Origin of the sequence: Enterococcus sp. FSL R5-0957 (genome assembly GCF_038008005.1) — a bacterium.
Lineage (GTDB): Bacteria > Bacillota > Bacilli > Lactobacillales > Enterococcaceae > Enterococcus_B > Enterococcus_B faecium.
In genome coordinates, this window is the sequence record NZ_JBBOYG010000001.1 from 1,113,531 (window position 1) to 1,135,399 (window position 21,869).

19 protein-coding genes and 3 pseudogenes are annotated in these 21,869 nt (G+C 39.0%); 17 read left to right on the top strand and 5 right to left on the bottom strand.

Going from position 1 to position 21,869, the window contains the following annotated elements; genetic code table 11:
• Nucleotides 1-13: 13 nt before the first annotated feature.
• From MKX69_RS05320 to pheA, 9 genes and pseudogenes are all read left to right on the top strand, one after another.
• Nucleotides 14-1,897: a glycoside hydrolase family 2 TIM barrel-domain containing protein gene (locus MKX69_RS05320; protein WP_341009161.1), complete on the top strand. Its 1,884-nt coding sequence runs from the start codon at nt 14-16 to the stop codon at nt 1,895-1,897.
• Nucleotides 1,878-2,852 carry a beta-galactosidase small subunit gene (locus MKX69_RS05325; RefSeq protein WP_002324972.1) on the top strand — a complete coding sequence of 325 codons (975 nt, stop codon included), beginning with the start codon at nt 1,878-1,880 and terminating at the stop codon, nt 2,850-2,852. The genes MKX69_RS05320 and MKX69_RS05325 overlap by 20 nt, the downstream gene beginning before the upstream one ends.
• Before the next feature lie 658 nt (nt 2,853-3,510).
• Entirely contained in the window at nt 3,511-4,533 is a 1,023-nt protein-coding gene (gene aroF / locus MKX69_RS05330; protein ID WP_002289144.1) for a 3-deoxy-7-phosphoheptulonate synthase, read from the top strand.
• Nucleotides 4,534-4,565: 32 nt separating this feature from the next.
• Complete coding sequence (aroB, locus tag MKX69_RS05335) at nt 4,566-5,630, top strand: 3-dehydroquinate synthase (RefSeq protein WP_341009163.1); 1,065 nt, start codon at nt 4,566-4,568, stop codon at nt 5,628-5,630.
• 1 nt (nt 5,631) lies between these two features.
• Nucleotides 5,632-6,798: a chorismate synthase gene (gene aroC, locus MKX69_RS05340; RefSeq protein WP_341009165.1), complete on the top strand. Its 1,167-nt coding sequence runs from the start codon at nt 5,632-5,634 to the stop codon at nt 6,796-6,798.
• A gap of 16 nt (nt 6,799-6,814) precedes the next feature.
• Nucleotides 6,815-7,907: pseudogene (locus tag MKX69_RS05345) on the top strand (prephenate dehydrogenase).
• A gap of 12 nt (nt 7,908-7,919) precedes the next feature.
• Complete coding sequence (gene aroA / locus MKX69_RS05350) at nt 7,920-9,215, top strand: 3-phosphoshikimate 1-carboxyvinyltransferase (protein ID WP_341009167.1); 1,296 nt, start codon at nt 7,920-7,922, stop codon at nt 9,213-9,215.
• Nucleotides 9,208-9,717 carry a shikimate kinase gene (locus tag MKX69_RS05355; RefSeq protein ID WP_002295213.1) on the top strand — a complete coding sequence of 170 codons (510 nt, stop codon included), beginning with the start codon at nt 9,208-9,210 and terminating at the stop codon, nt 9,715-9,717. Before aroA ends, MKX69_RS05355 begins: the two co-directional genes overlap by 8 nt.
• A complete protein-coding gene (gene pheA / locus MKX69_RS05360; RefSeq protein ID WP_002338342.1) occupies nt 9,714-10,550 on the top strand; it encodes a prephenate dehydratase in 837 nt (278 codons plus the stop codon). Before MKX69_RS05355 ends, pheA begins: the two co-directional genes overlap by 4 nt.
• A 62-nt stretch (nt 10,551-10,612) precedes the next feature.
• Here pheA and MKX69_RS05365 read toward each other — a convergent pair whose 3' ends face one another.
• From MKX69_RS05365 to MKX69_RS05380, 4 genes and pseudogenes are all read right to left on the bottom strand, one after another.
• A complete protein-coding gene (locus tag MKX69_RS05365; protein ID WP_002326952.1) occupies nt 10,613-12,349 on the bottom strand; it encodes a cache domain-containing sensor histidine kinase in 1,737 nt (578 codons plus the stop codon).
• A complete protein-coding gene (locus MKX69_RS05370) occupies nt 12,346-13,275 on the bottom strand; it encodes a helix-turn-helix domain-containing protein (RefSeq protein ID WP_002324001.1) in 930 nt (309 codons plus the stop codon). The genes MKX69_RS05365 and MKX69_RS05370 overlap by 4 nt, the downstream gene beginning before the upstream one ends.
• Nucleotides 13,275-13,855 (bottom strand): annotated as a pseudogene (locus MKX69_RS05375) (response regulator). Before MKX69_RS05375 ends, MKX69_RS05370 begins: the two are co-directional and overlap by 1 nt.
• Before the next feature lie 88 nt (nt 13,856-13,943).
• On the bottom strand, nt 13,944-14,903 hold the full coding sequence (locus MKX69_RS05380) for an IS30-like element IS6770 family transposase (RefSeq protein WP_002362389.1): 960 nt from the start codon (nt 14,901-14,903) through the stop codon (nt 13,944-13,946).
• 89 nt (nt 14,904-14,992) lie between these two features.
• On the opposite strand from MKX69_RS05380, the gene MKX69_RS05385 reads away from it, so the two are divergent.
• From MKX69_RS05385 to MKX69_RS05400, 4 genes and pseudogenes are all read left to right on the top strand, one after another.
• Nucleotides 14,993-15,826, top strand: a complete 834-nt coding sequence (locus tag MKX69_RS05385; RefSeq protein ID WP_341010502.1) for a carbohydrate ABC transporter permease — start codon at nt 14,993-14,995, stop codon at nt 15,824-15,826.
• Nucleotides 15,823-16,709: pseudogene (locus MKX69_RS05390) on the top strand (carbohydrate ABC transporter permease). The gene MKX69_RS05385 and the pseudogene MKX69_RS05390 overlap by 4 nt, the downstream one beginning before the upstream one ends.
• Nucleotides 16,710-16,876: 167 nt before the next feature.
• Nucleotides 16,877-17,560 (top strand): DUF1538 domain-containing protein, encoded by a 684-nt coding sequence (locus tag MKX69_RS05395; protein WP_341009171.1) that lies wholly within the window; start codon nt 16,877-16,879, stop codon nt 17,558-17,560.
• Nucleotides 17,557-18,312, top strand: coding sequence for a DUF1538 domain-containing protein (locus MKX69_RS05400; protein WP_341009173.1), 756 nt, complete (start codon nt 17,557-17,559; stop codon nt 18,310-18,312). Before MKX69_RS05395 ends, MKX69_RS05400 begins: the two co-directional genes overlap by 4 nt.
• A gap of 3 nt (nt 18,313-18,315) precedes the next feature.
• Here the strand turns inward: MKX69_RS05400 and MKX69_RS05405 are convergent, their stop codons facing one another.
• Entirely contained in the window at nt 18,316-19,275 is a 960-nt protein-coding gene (locus MKX69_RS05405) for an IS30 family transposase (RefSeq protein WP_002330482.1), read from the bottom strand.
• A gap of 116 nt (nt 19,276-19,391) precedes the next feature.
• Here MKX69_RS05405 and MKX69_RS05410 point away from each other — a divergent pair, with 116 nt between their 5' ends.
• The 4 genes from MKX69_RS05410 to MKX69_RS05425 all read left to right on the top strand — a co-directional run bounded on the left by MKX69_RS05410 (nt 19,392) and on the right by MKX69_RS05425 (nt 21,825).
• Complete coding sequence (locus MKX69_RS05410; protein ID WP_010724186.1) at nt 19,392-19,790, top strand: P-II family nitrogen regulator; 399 nt, start codon at nt 19,392-19,394, stop codon at nt 19,788-19,790.
• A gap of 184 nt (nt 19,791-19,974) precedes the next feature.
• Entirely contained in the window at nt 19,975-20,646 is a 672-nt protein-coding gene (locus tag MKX69_RS05415; RefSeq protein WP_002295199.1) for a transcriptional regulator, read from the top strand.
• Between the two features lie 58 nt (nt 20,647-20,704).
• The gene (locus MKX69_RS05420; protein ID WP_002324957.1) at nt 20,705-21,145 is read left to right on the top strand and encodes a hypothetical protein; all 441 of its coding nucleotides are present in this window, start codon (nt 20,705-20,707) and stop codon (nt 21,143-21,145) included.
• 11 nt (nt 21,146-21,156) lie between these two features.
• Entirely contained in the window at nt 21,157-21,825 is a 669-nt protein-coding gene (locus tag MKX69_RS05425; protein WP_341009177.1) for a 2,3-bisphosphoglycerate-dependent phosphoglycerate mutase, read from the top strand.
• The last annotated feature ends 44 nt before the right edge of the window (nt 21,826-21,869 follow it).

A 21,869-nucleotide genomic window follows, 5' to 3' on the forward strand; every position in this document is an offset into this window, starting at 1 on the left:
GAAGGAAAAAAGTATGAAAGCAAATATAAAATGGTTAGATGATCCACAAGTTTTTAGAGCGAACCAATCAAATGCACATAGCGATCATGTTTGCTATGCAACAAGGGAAGAAGTAGAAACCACATCCTCCCTTAAACAGTCTTTAAATGGATCATGGCGTTTTTGTTATTCGCCAAATCCTTCGGCACGTCCAAAAACATTTTATAAAAAAGATTTTGATGCCTGTTCTTTTGATGAAATCACTGTTCCTAGTCATATTGAATTAGCAAATTATGACAAGATCCATTACATCAATACGATGTATCCGTGGGAGGGACATGTATTTCGCCGTCCCCCTTTCACGACAAGCCCTGAGAAAGAGGCGGAAGGGATCTTTTCAGCTGCTAAAGACAATCCGGTTGGTTCGTATTTGATGACTTTTCGATTAGAAGAAGGTCTAGAGGGAAAACAAATCTCGATTCATTTTGCTGGTGTAGAACAAGCAATGTTTATTTGGTTGAATGGTCATTTTATCGGGTATGCCGAAGATTCGTTCACTCCGTCTGAATTTGATTTAACACCTTATTTGGAAGAAGAAAATATTCTAGCTGTGGAGGTTTACAAAAGAAGTACAGCTGCATTCTTGGAAGATCAGGACTTTTTCCGATTTTTTGGGATCTTCAGAGATGTCTTCTTAGTTGCTCGAGGACAAAACCATTTAGAAGATCTTTGGATCAAACCTCGCTTAGATGACAAATGTCAAAATGGCAAACTTGAAGTAGATTTGTCTTTTGAGCAAGTAGCCAAAAACAGTCAGCTGAATGTAGCGATACTAGATCCTGATGGGAAGGAAATCTATCAACAGCAATATCCGTTAAAAGAGCAAATGACGATTCGCATCGATGGATTTGAAAATGTGGCACTGTGGGGGCATTTTCAGCCCAATTTATATAAGCTTGAATTGGAGACGATAGACGAAGAAAAAAGAGTAACAGAATATATTGACTATTCCTTCGGTTTTCGTAAAATCGAAATCAAAGATAAAATCATATACTTCAATGGAAAACGGATGATTATCAACGGGGGAAATCGACATGAGTGGCATCCGAAAAAAGGACGCGCCATCACTATAGAAGATATGGAAAAAGATTTGGCTATCATAAAAAATGCAAAGATCAACGGCGTACGGACATCTCATTACCCCAACCAGATCACTTGGTATTATTTATGCGACCAAGCAGGAATCCATGTGATGGCGGAAACGAACCTCGAATCCCATGGCTCATGGCAAAAAATGGGCGCATTTGAGCCTTCTTACAACGTACCAGGTGCAGTACCTCAGTGGCAGGCGGCTGTTCTTGATCGAGCAAAAACGAATTTCGAAACATTAAAAAACCATCCAAGTATTCTTTTTTGGTCCCTTGGAAATGAATCTTATGCGGAAGAAAACATTCGACAAATGAACGATTACTTCAAAAAAGTAGACCCCGATCGACTTGTCCATTATGAAGGGAATTTTCCAAATCCAGCATTCGAAGATTCGATTTCAGATGTAAAAAGCTGCATGTATGCGCCACCAGAAGAGATTATTGACTACCTTGAAAATAAAGCGGAAAAACCGTTCATCTTATGTGAATACATGCATGACATGGGGAATTCGTTAGGTGGAATGGATTCTTACATGACGTTGCTTGATCGTTATGAAATGTACCAAGGAGGCTATATATGGGATTTTAAAGATCAGGCGATCCAAGTGACTGATCCAATCACTGGTAGAGAAGTGATGCGCTATGGCGGTGACTTTGACGATAAACCAAGTGACTATGAATTCTCAGGGAATGGGATCGTTTTTGCAGATGCACAAGAAAAACCCGCCATGCAGGAGGTAAGATATTATTATGAAAAATACAGTAAATAAAAGTCATATGGATACGGAAAAAGTTGCAATCGTCTTCGGCGACTGTACATTAGGTGTCAAATCGGGGAATACGCATTATATTTTTTCTTATACAAGAGGCGGACTGGAATCGCTCAATAAAAACGGAAAAGAATGGCTATACCGGGAAACACTTCCAGTTTTTTGGCGAGCAACGACCGATAATGACAGAGGTAGCGGATTTGGATTTAAATCCGGTATGTGGTTAGGAGCCGGATTGTATCCAAAAGTCAAAGAAATAGAAGTACTGGTGGACAATAAAAAGATCGATTTGCCGATTGCTCCAGTAAATAATCAATATTCAAGTAATGAATACGCTGAAACGGTTGAAATCATTTTTACACTGGAAATCAACACAGTACCAAAAACCCAAGTGACAATTTCCTACCAAATCGCTGGAGAGGGTAAAATGCTTGTCAATATGCATTATTATGGACAAAAAGGATTACCGGAATTACCCGCATTGGGTTTAAGGTTCATTATGCCAACGAAAGCAAAATTTTTTGAGTATGAAGGCCTATCAGGGGAAACATATCCGGATCGGATGGCTGGTGGTGTCGAAGGTATTTATAAAGTGGCAGGACTCCCCGTTTCCCCATACCTTGTTCCCCAAGAATGCGGCATGCATATGGAAACGAAATGGGTAGAACTAACAAGAAATCAAACGTTGGATAATACGGATAAAGATCAAGAAGATTTTTCGTTGCGATTTGAACAGCAGGATACGCCATTTGCTTTTTCCGCTTTACCATTCAAAGCAGAAGAACTGGAACAGGCAACACATATAGAAGAACTACCGCCAGAAAGACGAACGGTTCTTACGATTTTTGCAAAAGTAAGAGGAGTCGGGGGTATCAATAGCTGGGGAGCGGATATTGAGTCACCTTACCGAATCAGCAGCGAAGAGGACCATGAAATCGGCTTTATTATTCAGTAGCAATCTTTAGATTATTATTTGAAAAACGGAGTGTACAAGACAAAGCTGCTTTATTCTATATGTCATGAACAAGAGAGTAAAAAAGTTCTCAGATACTTTTGTTCATGACTATTTTCTTCAATAAAACCAATTGTTATTTTTCTGAAAAACAAAGTTAACTATCAGAAAATTAAAAAAAGTTTCATAAAAATGATTGACAGTCGATTTTTTTATGTCTATACTAGGTACAATTCTTACATCAGTTTGGAGCGATTTTTTATGAAATTTAGAAAACTTACAAAACTGAATACGTATTACTTTAGCTATTTTAGATAGGTTTGTATTCATGAATTCGTGGGTACAAACAAACCAGGTTTGTATCTATGATGGCTAAAGATTTTTAAACACGACTTACAGCCACGTAGAGAAATTCATCTATAGTGGCTATTTTATATTTTTGCAGCGCTTTTTAAGGCTCGTTGAAGATGTTCACTGTAGAGGCAATTTCCTACAGGGACATCTTTTTTTGTTGATTATCTGGGTCATAAGTAGGAAAGAAGGAGCGAAAATGAGAACAACAGGACACGGTCATTTAGTAGGAATTAATGTAAAACCACCTTGAAAAAGTAGAGAAAATCAGCCAAGATAGATAAGTAAACAAAAGAAAGCGGGAAAAACAATGATAGTAATTATGAAAAAAGAAGCAACGGAAGAACAAATAAAAAAAGTCGTCGATCATATCGAAAAAGAAGGATTCAAAGTCTCAATCGATCAAGGAACAGAACGAGTAGTGATTGGACTAAAAGGTGATACGCGAAGTTTACAAGAAGGAGCATTTACACGCTATGAAGGAGTAGAAAATGCTGTGCGTATTTTAAACACATACAAATTGACTTCTCGAGAATTCCATCCTGGCAATACAGTCGTGGATGTAGACGGAGTAAAAATTGGTGACGGCAGTTTCGTGACGATGGCTGGTCCTTGTTCTATCGAAGGATTAGACCAAATCAGAGAATGTGCGCGAATGGCCAAAGCCGGGGGCGCAAAAATTCTGCGAGGTGGTGCCTTCAAACCACGTACTTCTCCATATGCTTTCCAAGGTTTAGAAGAAGAAGGATTGAAATACATCCGTCAAGCGGCTGATGAATTTGGAATGAAAGTGATTACTGAAGTGATGGATGAAGGGCATATCGACATGGTGGCTGAGTACAGCGATATCCTACAGATTGGCGCACGTAATATGCAAAATTTTAAACTGCTATCTGCTGTCGGTAAAACAGGTAAACCTGTTGGATTGAAACGTGGAATTTCCGGTACGATCAATGAATGGCTTAATGCTGCAGAATACATTGCAGTCGAAGACAAATCTCCTGTCATTTTTATCGAACGTGGGATTCGGACTTACGAAACAGCGACACGTAATACGTTTGATTTAAGTGCTGTCCCATTGATGAAAAAATTAACTCATTTCCCTGTGATTGTTGATCCAAGTCATGGTACAGGAATTTGGGAACTTGTACCACCAATGGCTCGTGCGGGTGTGGCAAGCGGAGCAGATGGCATGATCGTAGAGATCCACCCTGATCCTGCAAATGCTTGGTCAGACGGTCCCCAATCGTTGAATGAAAAGACTTACTCACGCATGATGAAAGAAGTTGCGATCATGAAAGAAGCAATGGAAAAGATTCAGACACTCGATTAATTCCAGCTTTTTAAAAGAAAGAAGTGAAACGAATGCTTACTGTACATGTTGATAACCAAAAATACGATATTCATATTGAAAAAGGCGCACTAGAACAGGCTGGATCATGGCTTCAAACGATTTGGAGACCTCAAAAAGTAGCTGTGATCACTGATACAAACGTTGCTCCACTATATGCAGAAAAAATCATGTTCCAATTGAGACAAGCTAATTTTGAACCAGTCCTTTCAATCGTACCGGCGGGTGAGACCAGTAAATCTTTAGAACAAGCAGCTGAGTTATACGATTTTTTAGCAGATAATGATTTTACCCGCAGCGATGGGATACTTGCACTTGGTGGAGGAATGGTGGGTGATCTAGCCGCATTCGTGGCCTCGACATTCATGCGTGGGATCCATTTCGTTCAAATTCCGACTACGCTACTTGCACAAGTAGATTCTAGTATTGGCGGGAAGACAGCAGTCAATACAAACAAAGCGAAAAACCTTGTCGGAACATTTAGCCAGCCAGCTGGTGTATTGATTGATCCTGAGGTTCTAAAAACTTTGCCGGTACGTCGTTTACGAGAAGGAATCGCTGAAATCATCAAATCAGCAGCTATAGCAGATGCAACGCTTTGGAAACAGCTGAACGAGCTGAAAGACGAAAAAGATCTTCTGGAACATGCTGTTCCAATCATTACTGCTACGTTGGAAATCAAACGAAAAGTAGTGGAAGAAGATGTCTTTGACCAAGAAAATCGACTTATTTTAAATTTTGGTCATACAATTGGCCATGCAATTGAAAATACAGCAGGATATGGGGTAGTCAGTCATGGAGAAGGAGTAGCTATTGGAATGGTAGCCATCACTTCTCATGCAGAAAAAATCGGCTTGTCTCCAACTGGATCGACAGCTGCTTTAGAAAGGATACTTCAAAAATTCCATCTGCCGATTACGTACGATCTAAGTCATCCAGATGAATTATTCCACGCGATAACCCATGATAAGAAAGCAAGAGGAAGCCAATTGAATATCATCTTGCTAGAAAAGATTGGGCAAGCAAAAATCGTTCCTGTTCCCACAGAGACATTCAAAGATTACTTAGGAGGACTGTAAGATGCGTTATATGACTGCGGGAGAATCCCATGGACCAGAATTAACAGCGATTATTGAAGGACTACCAGCAGGATTACCTCTGTCAGAAGAAGAAATCAATCACGAACTCGCTCGCAGACAAGCTGGTTACGGCAGAGGAGGAAGGATGAAGATCGAAAAAGATCGTGTTCGGATCACGTCTGGCATCCGTCACGGCAAAACAATTGGTTCACCTGTCACTTTAGTGGTAGAAAATAAAGATTGGAAAAATTGGACAACTGTCATGTCTGTAGCAGAAGTGCCTGAAAAAGACCAATCACTGCGGCGAGTTGCACGTCCGCGTCCAGGACACGCGGATTTGGTAGGCGGTATGAAATACCATCATCGAGATCTTCGGAATGTGCTTGAACGGTCCTCTGCAAGAGAGACGACCATGCGTGTAGCAATCGGCGCAATTGCCAAGAAAATTCTGGAAGAACTTGACATCATCGTAGCAGGACACGTGATTTGTCTTGGTGGAATCCAAGCAGAAATACCTGGAAATATCTCGATTCAAGAAATCAAAGAAATTTCTGAAGCGTCAGAAGTACGAGTTGTTGATCCAGCAGTTGAGCAAAGAATAAAAGATTTGATCGATCAGACAAAGAAAAATGGAGATACGATCGGAGGAATTGTAGAAGTGCTCGTTGGAGGTGTTCCAGCTGGATTAGGAAGCTACGTACAATGGGACACGAAGCTAGATGCCAAAATCGCACAAGCTGTGGTTAGTATCAATGCTTTTAAAGGCGTAGAATTTGGGGTCGGATTCACTTCTGGTTCATTACCAGGCTCACAAGTGATGGATGAGATTCTATGGGAAGAAGAAAGAGGCTATTTCCGACGTACCAATAATCTAGGCGGCTTCGAAGGCGGAATGACCAATGGCGAACCACTTGTCATTCGCGGGGTCATGAAACCCATCCCTACATTGTACAAGCCACTTCAAAGTGTTGATATCGATACAAAAGAACCTTACAAAGCAAGTGTAGAACGTTCGGATAGTACAGCAGTTCCTGCAGCTAGCGTCGTTGCGGAAAATGTTGTAGCCACTGTGGTAGCGACAGAGCTATTGTCAAAATTCCCAAGTGATTCGCTTGTTGAGTTGAAAGTTGCAGTGAAGGAGTACCGTGACTACTTGAAACATTATTAAAAAGGGGGCAAATAAGATGGCACAACATGTTTTTATCGTGGGGCTTGGACTGATTGGTGCTTCTATGGCACTTTGTATTCGTCAGACCAATCCAGAACTGATAGTAGTTGGTTGGGATAGTCAGTCAAAAACCCGCGAGCAAGCAGTAGAACAGCAGATCGTTGATTACGTTGCAAGTGATTTTGAAACAGGTGCAGAACAAGCAGACGTTATCTTATTAGCCGTTCCCGTCCGTACAACCTTAGCTTATCTTGATGTCCTTGAAAGAATCAACTTGTCTGATCAACGTCATCATTACGGATGTCAGCAGTACGAAGCAGCAAGTCGTGACATCCGCTGAGCAGAAAAATCTTCGGTTTGTCGGTGGACATCCAATGGCTGGTTCTCATAAATCAGGTATACAGGCAGTAGATGCTAAACTATTTGAAAATGCCTATTACATCTTTACACCTTTGGAAAAGACGAAAAAAGATGTTGAAAAACTGCAAGAACTATTTTGCGGAACCAAAGCAAAATATGTAACTCTTACAGCAAGAGAACATGACCGTATAACAGGAATGCTAAGTCATTTTCCACATATTCTGGCAGCTGGCTTAGTCAATCAGGCAGAACAATTCAATCAAGAGTATCCGCGAGCCAAACAACTGGCAGCAGGAGGCTTTCGAGATATCACTAGGATCGCTTCCTCGGATCCTGTTATGTGGACAGATATTTTGTTGAGCAATAAGCAGATATTATTGGAACGATTGGCGGATTGGCAGCAAGAAATGGCACAAATAGCAGAATGGATCATGACTGAGAACCAATCGGAAATCTTTTCTTTTTTCAATCGGGCAAAAGAAAGTCGAGACCAGTTGCCTATCCATAAGCAAGGCGCGATTCCTGCCTTTTTTGATTTATTTATCGATGTGCCAGATGAACCTGGCGTGATTGCAGAAGTAACTGGACTGATCGGAAAAGCGGGAGTTTCTTTGATTAATTTGAAGATCCAAGAGACCAGGGAAGATATTTTAGGAATACTGCAAATCAGTTTTAAAAACCAACAGGATTTGTTACAAGCAAAAAGAATCATTATGTCTAATACCAGTTATCATTGCTGGATCAAATAGGAGGCTGGATAAATGCAATTATTACAACAAATACATGGATTAAGAGGAACTGTTAGGATACCAGCAGACAAATCAATTTCTCATCGCAGCATCATGTTTGGGGCAATTGCGGAAGGAACGACGACTATACAAAATTTTTTGCGCGCAGAAGATTGTCTGAGTACTTTACATGCCTTCCAGCAATTAGGCGTTGAAATCGAAGAAGAGGAAGAGATGATCAAGATTCATGGTCGCGGTAGCCACTCATTTGTCCAACCAACCGAATCAATCGACATGGGAAACTCCGGTACGACCATACGTTTATTGATGGGTATTTTGGCTGGACAGCCTTTTACGACTACTCTGTTCGGGGATGCTTCGTTGTCTAAACGTCCAATGGGGCGAGTGATGGAACCTTTACGCGAGATGGACGCTGACTTGCAAGGAAAAGAGAATGAGCAGTATCTACCAATCACTGTGACAGGAACCAACTCTTTATCACCTATCCGATACAATATGCCTGTAGCCAGTGCGCAAGTCAAATCTGCTTTGCTGTTTGCGGCATTACAAGCAGAAGGCGCATCCGTAATCGTTGAAAAAGAACGTTCCCGTAACCATACGGAAGAAATGATTCGTCAATTTGGCGGAAGGATCTCAGTAGAAGGTAAAACAATCACGGTAACAGGACCACAAAAATTAACTGGTCAACAGATAACTGTTCCAGGCGATATTTCATCGGCTGCTTTCTTTCTAGCAGCAGGGCTTCTTGTTCCGGAAAGCCAACTGTTATTAAAAAATGTCGGGGTCAATCCAACAAGAACCGGTATCTTAGATGTGCTGGAGGAGATGGGCGCAGCGATTACCCAGACGAATCACAATGAACAGAACCAATCGGCTGATTTAAGTGTCAAGACGAGTCATTTGAAGAAAGCAACGATTGGTGGAGAAATCATTCCACGTCTGATTGATGAATTGCCCATTCTAGCTTTAGTGGCTACTCAAGCAGAAGGAATCACGATCATCAAAGACGCAGAAGAATTAAAAGTAAAAGAAACCAACAGAATTGATGCGGTGGCAGAAGAATTACAGAAAATGGGAGCAAAGATAAAAGCGACAGCAGACGGTCTGATCATCCATGGGCCGACACCTCTGCAGGGCGCAAAAGTGTCCAGCAGAGGCGATCATCGAATCGGTATGATGCTGCAAGTAGCTGCTTTGATAGCTGATGGACCTTGCGAACTAGAAGGAGCTGAAGCTGTTTCAATCTCTTATCCGGCATTTTTTGACGATTTAGCAGAACTTGTGTCAGGAGGAGAAGCTCATGGCTAGCATTTTGCTGATTGGTTTCATGGGCGCTGGAAAAACAACAATCGGTAAAGGGTTAGCTCAACGTTTACAAAAAGAGTATGTAGATTTAGATACAAAGATTGAGGAACATATCCAATTGTCGATTGCCGAATATTTTCACTATTACGGTGAAAAAAGCTTTCGAAAAGTGGAGTCAGATATTTTAAGAAAGCTGTCAAATGAAGATAAAATTATCGCGACTGGTGGAGGGATTGTCCAAAGTGCAGAAAATCGGCGTTTTTTAAAAACACAGCCGATTGTTCTTTACTTAGAGGCAGAAGCGGACTGTCTAGTTGATCGTATCCAACAAGATGAAACGTCTATTCGACCTTTAGCTCTTGGAAAAACAAGAGAAGAAATAAAAGCATTATTGGCACAACGACTTTCTTGGTATGAAGAAAGTGCGACACATCGAATCAACACGACCAATCAAACACCAGAAAAGATCATCGATACCATTATAGAAAGGATCAAAAGCATATGAACGTCAGCTATCTAGGGCCAGAAAGTTCATTCACTTATCAGGCGGCTTGTCAGCTATTTCCTACAGAACAATTGACTGCGTATGCTTCCATCCCTGCTTGTTTGCGCGCTTTGTTTCGCAAACAAGTCGATCTGGCTGTCGTTCCTGTAGAGAATTCATTGGAAGGATCTGTTCATCACACAATCGATCTTCTTTCCAAACATCCAGAAGTCGAAGTTAAAAGTGAAATCGTTCTTCCTATCAAGCAGCAGCTTTTAGGCAATCCAGCAACAAAGATTACAAAAATCCTTTCACATCCACAAGCACTAGCACAATCACAACAGTTTTTAGAAACGCATTATCCTAATGTTCCTTTAGTAGCAACAGAATCAACAACTGCTGCAGCAATGTATGTAGCAGAACATCCGAAAGAAGACGCAGCAGCGATTGCTTCATTAGAAACAGCACAGCATGTTGGATTGGAGATCTTAGCTGAGAATATCCAAGATAATGAGTTGAATCAGACACGTTTTTGGATCATAGGTGACCGAAAGATGACCAGCCAGCAGTCAGCTCCAGTAAAAATGAGTGTCATCTTGACACTACCTGCTAATCGGCCAGGGATGCTTCATAAAATGCTGGCAGCTTTTGGCTGGCGGGAAATCAACTTAAGTAAGATTGAATCCCGACCATTGAAAACTAGCTTGGGAGAATATTTTTTCGTGATCGATTTGTTGTTGGACCGCCCAATGACATTAGTAGAGAATGCGCTCCAAGAAATCAAGATGCTCGGAGGAGAAAGTCAAATATTGGGCTGTTATCCAGTGCTGACAGTAGAAGAGACGCGTAGATGAAAGTCAAGAATACTGATTGATTTATTTAACTTAAAATAAAAAAATCAGCGCTTGGCTATTCTTTATTTTTGATATTCTGATTGATTTTTAGGAAGAAGCGGTAGACAAATCGTTACAGTCGTTCCTGTCCCAATCACTGATTGGATCGTTAAGCCATATGCATCGCCATACATTAGGCGTATCCGCTCATCTACATGGCTGATGCCGATTCCTGAAAAATGATCATTTTTTTGTTTGGTATTTTCAGTATCGAAGCCATCGCCGTTATCAATCACTTCGAATAAAAGAAGCTGATTTTTTGTTTTGCCGTACACCGTGATGAATCCTTGCGTTTTATTGTGAAAAGCATGAAGATAGGCGTTTTCGATAATTGGTTGAAGGATCATATTCGGCATAGATAATGACTGCAGTTCATCAGGAATCATTATTTTAGCCGAGATTCTTTCGCCATATCGCATACTCAAAAGATCGATGTAACTTTGTACGCTTTTGATTTCTTCCTTGACTGGAATCACTTCTTCTTTTTTCCCAATCGTACTTCTTAGTAAAGTAATGAAACTGTCGATTCCTTGAACTGCTTCATCTGTTTTTTTCTGCCAAATCAAAAATTTCAAGCTAGTCAGCGTATTATAAATAAAATGGGGCTGTATCTGTGCTTGCATAGTTTGGATTTCAAGCGAACGTTTCTTCTTTTCGTCTTGGATCGTCTGTTCATAATGATGCTGAGCATTACTTAGCAATTGATTGATCGTATTCCCTAGCAATTGGACTTCATGGCTTCCTTGTACAGGAACAGTAGCTTTTAAGCCATCTTCCTCTAGCCGTTTTAGCGAATCAATCAAGCGGTAGATCGATTTTGTGTGTCGATCCAAATACATAAATACCAATGAGCCAGCAAAAGCAAGTGTCACGATATTATACAAAATAATCGGAAAAATCACGCCCATTTGGTTAGACAAAGAATGAAGATCGACTTGACTGAGTAATGTACAATCCTGGCGGTACAAAGGAAGACGGGTCAACTGCTGTCCATTTGAAATCGTTGTTTCACCTACTGTTAGTTTTTTGAAAATCATTGATCGGCTCCCAATTGTATTTTCTTCATTTGATGCGATGATCGTCTGTTCTTCGTTCATGAAGGAGATCTTCGATATCTCAGGATTTACTACAGATTGAAAAAGATTCGCTAGTTGCTTGGATGAGATCGATAAAACAGCATATCCGTAAACGTGATTCAATGTATTTTTCAGTTTTTTGACAAAGAAGACGCTGGGTGCTTTCTTATCGCGAAGAGTCAATCCGTGGTGTGCAAAAAGCATTTGTGTATCAGCAGCACGTTCATTCACTCTCTGAGCAATCGCAGATTGAAAAAAAGAATCGGCAGATACGGCAGTGAGCATGTCGTTTCCGACAAAAGTTCTTCCATTTTCTCCAAAGATCAATACATCGTAATCGATCATTGGATGGATTTTTGAAAGAGAGTCATTCATTTTTTGGATTGTTCTTAGTTGCTGAAGCTGTTCCATATGTTGGGCTGGATCATTGGAAAAATAGCTTTCGACAGCTGGATTAGAATCAAAAGCGGCTAATGTATTCTCGATTGTATCATTCAAGCTTTCAAATTCAGATTGGATCTTTTTTAGTACCACATCATTCGATTGATTGAACAGCTGGATATAGGCATCCCTTGATCGATGATAAATAAACAAAGAGATGACGATGGCTTGCAGAAAAAGACCGATGAACAAAATGAACAGAAGTTTGGTAAAGAGTTCATGCTCTTTGATTTTTTTTCTCATTTTAAAAAAGTTCCTTTACGGTATTGAGAAGGTGTCATTCCTGTCTCTTCTTTAAAAACTCTGGAGAAATAACCCAGTTCGGTATAGCCGACTTTCTCACAGATTTCCGTCAAAGTAAGCCGTGTTTCCGTCAAAAAGAGCTTGGCTTTACTGATACGGACTTTTTTTAGATATTTTGAAAAGTTGATACCAAATTTTTCAGTAAAGATGGCTGAGAGATAGCTATATGAAAAATGATATTTTTCGGATAAAAGTTGTAAATTGATTTCTTTCTCATAATTTTCCTGGACGAACTCATAGATCAAAGTCAAGATATCTAAATTGTCTTTTTTTGCATTTGCAGAAAAGTGGGTGAGTTTCTCAAGTGTTTCTTTGACAAGAATAGAAAAATCTTCGAAATACTCAGCATCGGCTAATAAAGAAGGAAGGGCGATCTTGAGCAAAGAAAGTTCTTCATTCCCAACATGCTCGTCAGCCAAAGCGTTGAGTAATGCATAGAAACGATTGATTGCCTCATGTTTCAAATAAGCTGGATCAATAGGCTGTTCCAATATCGTCGTGAAGAAATTCTCAAGTTCTTTGACAGCTAAAGCGTAGTCTTTATGAACGATTTTTGTTAAATAACTACTTGCTTGCTGCTCGTGGTTGGTTAATAACGGAAGAAGTTCATGCTGATAAGCAAGGTTCTTTCCCTTATGATAGAAACGTTGTCCTTTGGTGCAATTTCTGATCTCTTGGAATATTTCATTGATATCTTGGATTGCAAAAGAATCAGAAACAACAAAAAAATCACCTGGAAAAACTTCTTGACGAAACTTTTGAACAAACTTCCTAAGTGTATCTTTGGAATCAGTATTGATTACATAGCCGGATTCTTCCGAAAAGGTAGAAACAGGATAAATAGTAAACGAATCGTCGCTATCCATCAATGAATGGGTGATCGACTGTTTTTGTTTAGAGCCTTGTTTTGAACTGAATGGCCGTTTTTCGGTATATAACAGAAAAAACAGGGTGTGTTCAAAAAGAAGAGGGTCAAGCAATGGACGAGTTTGTCCAGCAATCTGCTGTGAAAGATTCTCGCAGATCTGCTCATAACGATTGGTGATTGGGCTTTTGTTGGGCTTTTTTTTTGATTTTTTGTGAAACGGCAGTTAAGGAATTTAGAAAAAAATCAGGACTCAATCGAGGCTTTAAAAGATAATCAGCGACGCCTTTTTTAAAAGAATCTTTAACCATATCAAATTCATCATAGCTAGAGAGGATAAGGATCTGTGTTTCAGGTTGTTGCTGTTTTAATAGCCGCGATAATTCGATTCTATTTAATTCAGGCATCATTACATCTGTGACCACGATATCGATTGCATGTACCAAAGAAAAATCAAGCGCTTTCAATGGGCTGGAAAAAGTCCCTATTAATTGAAACCCGTGCTCAGACCAATTGATCAACTGTTTCATTCCATCTAAAATCGTCTGTTCATCATCGATAAGAATTACGCGTATTGGCATTTTTTTACCCGCCTTAAGAATAGTCTTGTAATTTAAAAATACTTATTTCTAGGAGAAAATGCAAGGATATTTTTATTTTTATGATTTGTCAAATTAAGCTAGAATAAAATGCTTCTTGTACATAGCTCAAAAATATTTCGATTGGTGTTCTGTAATTCAATGATTTTCTTGGAATATGATTACGTTGATTGCTGACACTGGAAATAAATGTCTGATTCACTTCTCTAAAATCCATTGATTTCGGCAGTCCATTACGACGCAGAATCCCGTTAGAATTCTCGTTTAATGGGCGTTGAGAAGGTGTTCCAGGGTCCGCAAAATATATATCAATATCATGTTGGTTACTAATGGCTTTCCAGTTAGAAAATTCTTTTCCACAGTCAAACGTAATAGATTTAAAGAAGTTTTTAGGGAAGCGAGAAAACCATTGATTAAGGGCAGTTTCAATATCTAATGCCTTACGGCCGTTGGGTTTAATCGTGATAATGACTTTAGATAATCTTTCAACTAAAGTAATGACGGCACTTTTATGATGAATGCCAACGATCGTATCACCTTCAAGGTGACCAAACTCAGAATTGAAATCAGGATAATTATCAGGTCGATCATGGATTGAGCGCTGATACTGTTGTTTTCCCCGTTTTTCCTGATGGCCATTGGGTTTTCTTTTACCTTTCATCGGTAGTGTGTCAATATCAAATATTCCTTTAGAAAATAAACGATAAAGTGTTCTCATACCGCATGAAACAGGCCTTTCTTTTCGCCCGATAATGACGTCAGGCGTCCAACCAAGAGTGACTTTCTCTTTAATGTAATCTACTTCATGAGCAGGTAATTGAATGACTTTTCTCCCACATTTTTTCTTATTTTCTTTATACTGGTGCCAATAATCAAGAGCAGTCTTGCCTTGGTTGAACTTATTGACTACACTATAAATAGTTTGTATAGCACGTCCCATTCGGTTAGCGATTTCAACCGGCTTATTATGTTGAAGATAATATGATTCTATCATTGTCAGTTCGTCTATGGTAAGATGTTTGTAGGTCATTTATGGTTACACTCCTTTGTTTTCTTTCGTCGGAAATACAATTTGAGTGTACCATAAATGCCTTTTTATTTTTCTAACTTAATTTTACAATTCGCGTCTTGCCAGTCATTTTGATATCAATCATGGTTTTTATTCCGATGGTTTTGGCTTTGATCACGTCTTTTCAAAGTGGTCCCCCTGTCAATATGACATTTAACGGGTTAGGTAATTATCAGCGGATGTTGACAGATGCAATTTTTAAAAAAGCTTTTTTTAATACATTCCTGTATTTACTTGTACAAGTACCGATCATGTTGTTTCTAGCACTTTTTATTTCCAACCTTTTAAATGATAAAAAGTTGAAATATAAAGGGTTGTTTCGAACCGCTATCTTTCTTCCATGTATCACTTCGATGGTCAGTTATTCTCTGATCATGAAAAGTCTATTTTCTCAATCTGGCCTTGTAAACAACTTGTTGTTGGGCATTGGTATGATTGACACACCGATTGGCTGGTTGACTCATCCAATTTGGGCGAGAGTTCTGATCATTCTTTCGATCACTTGGCGTTGGACTGGATACAATATGATTTTTTTCCTTTCAGGCATGCAAAATATTGATTCGGAGATTTATGAAGCAGCATCTATTGACGGTGCTTCTAAATGGCAGCAGTTTATCAAAGTGACGATCCCAAATTTAAAACCAATCATTTTGTTTACTTCCATTACTTCGACGATCGGGACATTGCAGCTTTTTGATGAAGTACAAAATATTACTGGCGGGGGACCAGCAAATGCAACGACCACCCTATCTCAATACATCTATAATTTGAGTTATAAATTCACGCCTAATTTTGGATATGCGGCAGCAGTTTCCTTTGTTATTGTTTCCTTTATTGTGATATTGTCGATAATCCAAACGAAAGTAGGAGGAGAAAGTCGATGAAAAATATGGTAGAAAAAGAAACAATCGAACGCCCCAACGTCAAAAAACAAGCATTAGAACTTCGTTCGACAATTGGGTCAGTATTAAAGTATACAGCATTAAGCATCCTATCATTTATTTCCATTTTCCCTTTTGTCTGGATGGTTTTGGGAATGACGAATACACCCGTGGATATCACATCGGGAAAAATAAAGATTGGCAGTAACTTGATCATCAATTTTCAAAATTTGTTTTCCAATGAGCTGAATTTTACTCGTTCCCTTTGGAATTCAGCGATGATCGCTTTGGTGACCACTGTGTTTGCATTGCTGATTTCGTCAATGGCAGGATATGGATTTGAGATTTATCAAAGTAAACGAAAAGACCTAATTTTCAATATTCTACTGCTATCGATGATGGTTCCTTTTGCGGCATTGATGATCCCTTTGTATCGAATGTTTTCACAATTGAACGGAACGGTTTTGGGAATCAACAGTTTCTTGGTTGTCATCCTGCCATCTGTTAGCACTGCTTTTTTGATCTTCTTCTTTCGACAAAATGTTAAATCTTTCCCAAAAGATCTAGTAGAAGCCGCTCGATTAGACGGTCTAAAAGAACTAAGTATTTTTTTAGAGTGTATATGCCGACGGCTAAAAATACCTATGCCGCGGCTGCAATCATCACATTCATGAGTAGCTGGAACAATTATTTATGGCCCTTAGTAGCTTTGCAATCTCCTGATAAACGGACGGTTCCGCTTGTTTTATCTGCTATGGGTGCTTCCTATACACCAGACTATGGAATGATCATGGCTGGATTAGTCATCGCTACTTTACCAACTACCATCGTATTTTTTGTTTTGCAAAAGCAATTCGTTCAAGGAATGATCGGCTCTGTAAAATAAAAAAAACACAATAAGCGCGTTCCTTCAAAGTCATTTTTCCAAGTAAAAAGATACTTTTGGGACGCGTGTTATTTTATGTTGAGAAAAATTAAATGATAACGTTTTAAGTTTGTGTTCGAAAACTCTTTCATTTTAAGGTAAACTTAAAGAGTAAAGGAGGAGGATACATGCTAAAAAATTTTAAAGAAGTGATTGCTGCTATATTGCCGATGACTGTCCTGATTGTCATCTTAACGTTTGTTTTTGCACCGTTAGAAGGAGAAGACCTCGCTTCATTTCTGGTTGGTGCGGCAATCATGATGATCGGAATGACGCTCTTTTTGTTTGGAGCAGATTATTCTATGATGGAAGTCGGAGATCTAGTAGGGAAATATATGATCAAAAAGAAAAGTTTGACTGTTTTGGTCAGTTTGGGATTTGCTATCGGGATCGTGATCACGATTGCTGAACCTTCCGTGCAAGTTTTGGGACAACAAGTATATGATATATCTGACGGAGAGATTGGCAGAGTGTTGCTGATTGGGATCGTCAGCGTCGGCACTGGAGTATTTTTAGCCTTTGCGCTACTTCGGGTCGTATTCAAGCTATCCTATTATCAATTGATGGCTATAGGCTACATAGGCGTTTTGATCGCCTCATTTTTCACCAGTTCCGAATTTATGCCGATTGCTTTTGATTCGGGCGGAGTAACTACTGGTCCAGTAACTGTTCCGTTTACTTTGGCCCTTGCCGGAGGGATGACTAGCATGATCAAACAAAAGAAAAATGAAAATGACAGTTTTGGAATGGTCGGTATTGCTTCGTTAGGGCCGATTCTTGCCGTGATGATTTTGGGGGTGATCTTCCAATGAGTTTCTGGCAGCAAGTGATAGATGGAATCGAAATCGTTACCATGGAAGTCATTTTGGCAGTGGCACCTATCGTAATCCTATTTGTTTTAATGAATATCATTAGTTTTCGTATGCGCAAAAAGCGTTTCTTTGACATTATGAAAGGTTTCTTGATAACGACTATTGGGTTGATTCTTTTCCTGCACGGAGTCAATATGGCTTATGTACCGGTAGGACAGCATTTAGGCAGTGCTATTGCGGGATTGCCTTACAATTATATACTGGTTCCCCTTGGCTTTTTAATGGGGTTCTTAGTAGGGTTTGCTGAGCCGGCGATTCATGTAATGGTCAAACAGGTTGAAGAATTGAGTGAAGGAAGGATCCGGTCGAAAGTCATGCTGATGGTGATTTCGATTGGGATTGGCGCAGCAGTAGGGTTGTCTATGTGGCGTTTGCTCGTCGGATTCTCTCTTTATTATTTCTTGATCCCAGGATATGGGCTAGCATTTATTTTAGGACGAAAAGTGGACAAGATCTTTTTAGCAATGGCTTTTGATAACGGTGGAGTAGCAACGGGCCCGATGTGTTCGACATTTATTTTATCAATGAGCGTGGCAATCGCTGCACAAATTGAAGGAAGAGATCCGATCATTGACGGGTTTGGTGTGGTTGCAATGATTGCATTGACACCAATATTATCCACTTTAGTACTAGGATATATTTATAAACGAAAAGATGAAAAAGACAGAATCGAAAAAGAAAGATTGTCTTAATTGTCAAATTAAGTTAGACAAATCATCAATACTTACGTAACTCAAAAATACTTCCAAAGGTGTTCGATAATCCAGTGATTTTCTAGGAATATTATTTCGTTTAGATGTGACAGATTGAATAAAAGATTCATCTACTGAATTGAAATCCATAGATTTCAATAAACCATCTCTACGTAACAATCCGTTAGAATTCTCGTTTAGGCCTCTTTGAGACGGTGTTCCTGGATCAGCGAAATAAATGGCAATATCATTGGCATTACTGATTTGTTTCCAATTTGAAAATTCCTTTCCACAATCAAAAGTGATGGATTTGAATAGATTTTTCGGTACAGATTCAAACCAATGATTTAATTTTTTTTCAATATCAATCGCTTGTCTACCACACGGTTTCAATGTAATGATAACTTTTGATAATCGTTCAACTAAGGTAATTACAGCACTTTTATGTTTCAGACCTACGATAGTGTCACCTTCAAGGTGACCAAACTCATTTGAGAATTGGCTATAATCTTTTTCACGTTCATGAATAGAGCGGCGGAAAGCTTGTTTTCCACGCCTTTCTTGATGTCCATTCGGTTTACGCTTGCCTTTCATCGGTAAGTCAGAAGGATTAAATAGCCCCTTTTTGAACATACGATAAATGGTACGAGCAGAACAACGAATAGGAAACGCTGCACGACCAACAATCACATCGGGTGTCCATCCTTGAACAACCTTTCTTTGAATATATTCTGATTGTTCCTCGGGTAAAACAAGCGGGCGTCTACCACAGTTTGATTTGTTTTTCTTATACTGTTGATAGTATTCTAAGGCTGATTTTCCTTGCTTGAAGAATAGGTATACTTTATGGATCGTTTGTCTTGAACGATTCAAGCAATGCGCAGTTTTCGCAACAGATTGATTTATTTTGAAATAAGACTCTATCATTACAAGTTCATCCGTTGTAAGATGGGTATAGGTCATTTGTACTCACTCCTTATAATTCTTTGGTCAGAACTATTTTGAGTGTAGCACAAATGGCTTTTTTAGTTGTCTAGCTTAATTTTACAATCGGCGTTGCAAAAATTGGGGGAAAGCAAATGAAAGATCTTGTAGCATTGAATCTTCACATGATTGTGACGATCGTTGACGGAGGAATGGGCGAAGATGTTATCGACTTTTCAAAAGAAGCAGGTGCAGCAGGCGGAACGATCTTACATGGAAGAGGTTCTGGTGTACATGATTCAGGGAAATTTTTAGGTTTGGACATTTCGCCAGAAAAAGATATTGTGTTGACATTAGTACCCGATAGTTTGACGAATAAAGTAATGGATGCGATTGGTCAAGGCATCAACATCGATATTCCAGGTAATGGTATTTGTTTTAGTATTGATGTAGACAAAGTCATTGGTATCACTAAGATTCATCAATATCGAGAAATTATCGGAATGCAAGAACTTTTAGATGAAAATAACGATAGAGAAAAGTCTGAATTATAGACAAGCGTTTGAAGAGGAAATAAACATAAACAAGAAGGCGGATGAGCGTTATTTCCGCTTTTTTGTTTGTATTTTTCTCGTGAATACTTATGAAATAGTAAATTTTTATGAAATTCTACTCTAAGCATCAGACTTTCTTTTCAAAATATGCTATTTTAAAAATGATGAAAAAAGGGGGAGAAAAATGAATTTTTTAGTTGTTTTAAAAGATACTCTGATTGAGCGATCTACATTTCTATATGTTCAATTGCAGGAAAATAAAACATTGCTGCATTTTTCACCAGAGTTCCATCTAGAGGGGCTAACATTAGGAGAAATCTATCAAGCAGAAGGGCTGTCGGCTGTTTTGCACTTTTTTAAGGTAGAATTGGAATTACCAGTAAAAGATTATATCGAGCTTTCTCTTGAATCTTGGGATCGAGCAGTGGTTGAACTGTTTCCAGAAGGTTTAATGATCGATACAAACGATGGGAAGATCCATCTGACTGCAGCAGAACTGCAAAAACAAATGCGTTATCAAATAGATGACGAAAATTCTTTTTCTATTTTTAGACGTCAGCAAAAGATTCTAAAAAGCTTTTTAAAAGTGATCAGTAAAAAACGGAATCTGATCAAAACGACACAGCTGTTGAAAAAATATCCAGGTCTGCTTCACACGTCTATTCAATTTCCTCAATTGATTACGATGATCCATCGTTTTATACGTATGCAACAGCTACCATCTAAGAAGCTGTTTCTTCCATTGACGGACACATTTCGAGTAGTCAACAGAGAAGATAAAAAGAAAGTGATTGTGATTGACTTTACCAGAAATCGGAATGTCCTTCATCAAGTTGCAATGGAAAAGGCCAATTAAGGCTTTTTCTTTTTGGATTTTTTTGTCATAATAAATATTAGATGATGGAGGAGATAATATGATGCAAACATGGTTAGAAAGGCTAATACGATTTCAGCAGAACTATCACAAACTTATGCAGGGAAGATATGCGAAATTCGATCAGTTGAATCGCGGTCTATTGATCGCTGCGCTTGTCTTTAGTTTGCTAAGTCGTTGGTTGCCCTATAGAATCGGACAATTGTTGTTCATCGTCTTTTTCGGATGGATGATATTTCGTTTCCTATCAAAAAAAATCTACCCCAGACTAAATGAGAATCAACGTTATTTGAAATATCTTGATAGAGTCAAAGAAAAATATCATCAGATAACAAACAAAAAGCAAGCTAAAATGGATCGAAAAAGTTATACTTTTTTTGAGTGCCCGAATTGTCATCAAAAGCAGCGTGCACCTAAAGGAAAAGGACGAATACGCGTGACATGCAAAACATGTGGTATAAAATTCGAAACGAATGTTTAAGGGAGAAAAGAATGAAATTAGTATTATTGCGTCATGGCGAAAGCGAAGCAAATTTTGAAAATTACTGGACAGGATGGCTAGATGTCGCCTTAACAGAAAAAGGAAAAGAACAAGCAGCAGTAGCCGGTCAAAAAATGCTTGAAGCCGGACTTCAATTCGATGCCGTTTATACCTCTGTTTTAAAACGTGCGATTCTTACCGGACAAGTCGCACTAGAAGAAATGGGTCAGTTATGGCTTCCTATAATAAAAACATGGCGTCTAAATGAACGGCATTATGGGGATCTTGTGGGTAAAAACAAAGATAAGATGAAAGAAATATACGGAAAAGATCAAGTAAAAACATGGCGCAGAGGATATACGGAAGTTCCGCCGTTAACCGCAGAAAATAGATTTGACCGCAGATATGATCACTTGGATCCGCATTTGATCCCATACGGAGAAAGTCTGAAAATGACAGTGAATCGGATCATTCCCTTATGGCAAGATCATCTAGCACCAAAACTAAAAGATCGGCAAGATTTACTAGTTGTGGGTCATGGTAATAGCATCCGAGCACTGACAAAATATTTAGAAGATGTTCCTGAAGATCAAATGGATACGATCGATATCCCAAATGCACAACCAATCCAGTATACATTAGCAGATGATTTGACAATTCTGGACAAAAAAATACTTTAAAGAACACCTTTATCTAAAAGTGAGAGATAGAAAAAAGAAGCAAA

What these genes read in the sequence shown, in the direction of transcription:
- MKX69_RS05395 (WP_341009171.1), top strand. Translation starts at nt 16,877, where the DNA reads ATGCTAAAAAATTTTAAAGAAGTGATTGCTGCTATATTGCCGATGACT.
- MKX69_RS05420 (WP_002324957.1), top strand. Translation starts at nt 20,705, where the DNA reads ATGATGCAAACATGGTTAGAAAGGCTAATACGATTTCAGCAGAACTAT.
- pheA (WP_002338342.1), top strand. Translation starts at nt 9,714, where the DNA reads ATGAACGTCAGCTATCTAGGGCCAGAAAGTTCATTCACTTATCAGGCG.
- MKX69_RS05405 (WP_002330482.1), bottom strand. Translation starts at nt 19,275, where the DNA reads ATGACCTATACCCATCTTACAACGGATGAACTTGTAATGATAGAGTCT.
- MKX69_RS05365 (WP_002326952.1), bottom strand. Translation starts at nt 12,349, where the DNA reads ATGAGAAAAAAAATCAAAGAGCATGAACTCTTTACCAAACTTCTGTTC.
- MKX69_RS05355 (WP_002295213.1), top strand. Translation starts at nt 9,208, where the DNA reads ATGGCTAGCATTTTGCTGATTGGTTTCATGGGCGCTGGAAAAACAACA.
- MKX69_RS05415 (WP_002295199.1), top strand. Translation starts at nt 19,975, where the DNA reads ATGAATTTTTTAGTTGTTTTAAAAGATACTCTGATTGAGCGATCTACA.
- aroA (WP_341009167.1), top strand. Translation starts at nt 7,920, where the DNA reads ATGCAATTATTACAACAAATACATGGATTAAGAGGAACTGTTAGGATA.
- MKX69_RS05380 (WP_002362389.1), bottom strand. Translation starts at nt 14,903, where the DNA reads ATGACCTACAAACATCTTACCATAGACGAACTGACAATGATAGAATCA.
- MKX69_RS05320 (WP_341009161.1), top strand. Translation starts at nt 14, where the DNA reads ATGAAAGCAAATATAAAATGGTTAGATGATCCACAAGTTTTTAGAGCG.
- aroC (WP_341009165.1), top strand. Translation starts at nt 5,632, where the DNA reads ATGCGTTATATGACTGCGGGAGAATCCCATGGACCAGAATTAACAGCG.
- MKX69_RS05410 (WP_010724186.1), top strand. Translation starts at nt 19,392, where the DNA reads ATGAAAGATCTTGTAGCATTGAATCTTCACATGATTGTGACGATCGTT.
- aroF (WP_002289144.1), top strand. Translation starts at nt 3,511, where the DNA reads ATGATAGTAATTATGAAAAAAGAAGCAACGGAAGAACAAATAAAAAAA.
- MKX69_RS05400 (WP_341009173.1), top strand. Translation starts at nt 17,557, where the DNA reads ATGAGTTTCTGGCAGCAAGTGATAGATGGAATCGAAATCGTTACCATG.
- aroB (WP_341009163.1), top strand. Translation starts at nt 4,566, where the DNA reads ATGCTTACTGTACATGTTGATAACCAAAAATACGATATTCATATTGAA.
- MKX69_RS05425 (WP_341009177.1), top strand. Translation starts at nt 21,157, where the DNA reads ATGAAATTAGTATTATTGCGTCATGGCGAAAGCGAAGCAAATTTTGAA.
- MKX69_RS05370 (WP_002324001.1), bottom strand. Translation starts at nt 13,275, where the DNA reads ATGGATAGCGACGATTCGTTTACTATTTATCCTGTTTCTACCTTTTCG.
- MKX69_RS05325 (WP_002324972.1), top strand. Translation starts at nt 1,878, where the DNA reads ATGAAAAATACAGTAAATAAAAGTCATATGGATACGGAAAAAGTTGCA.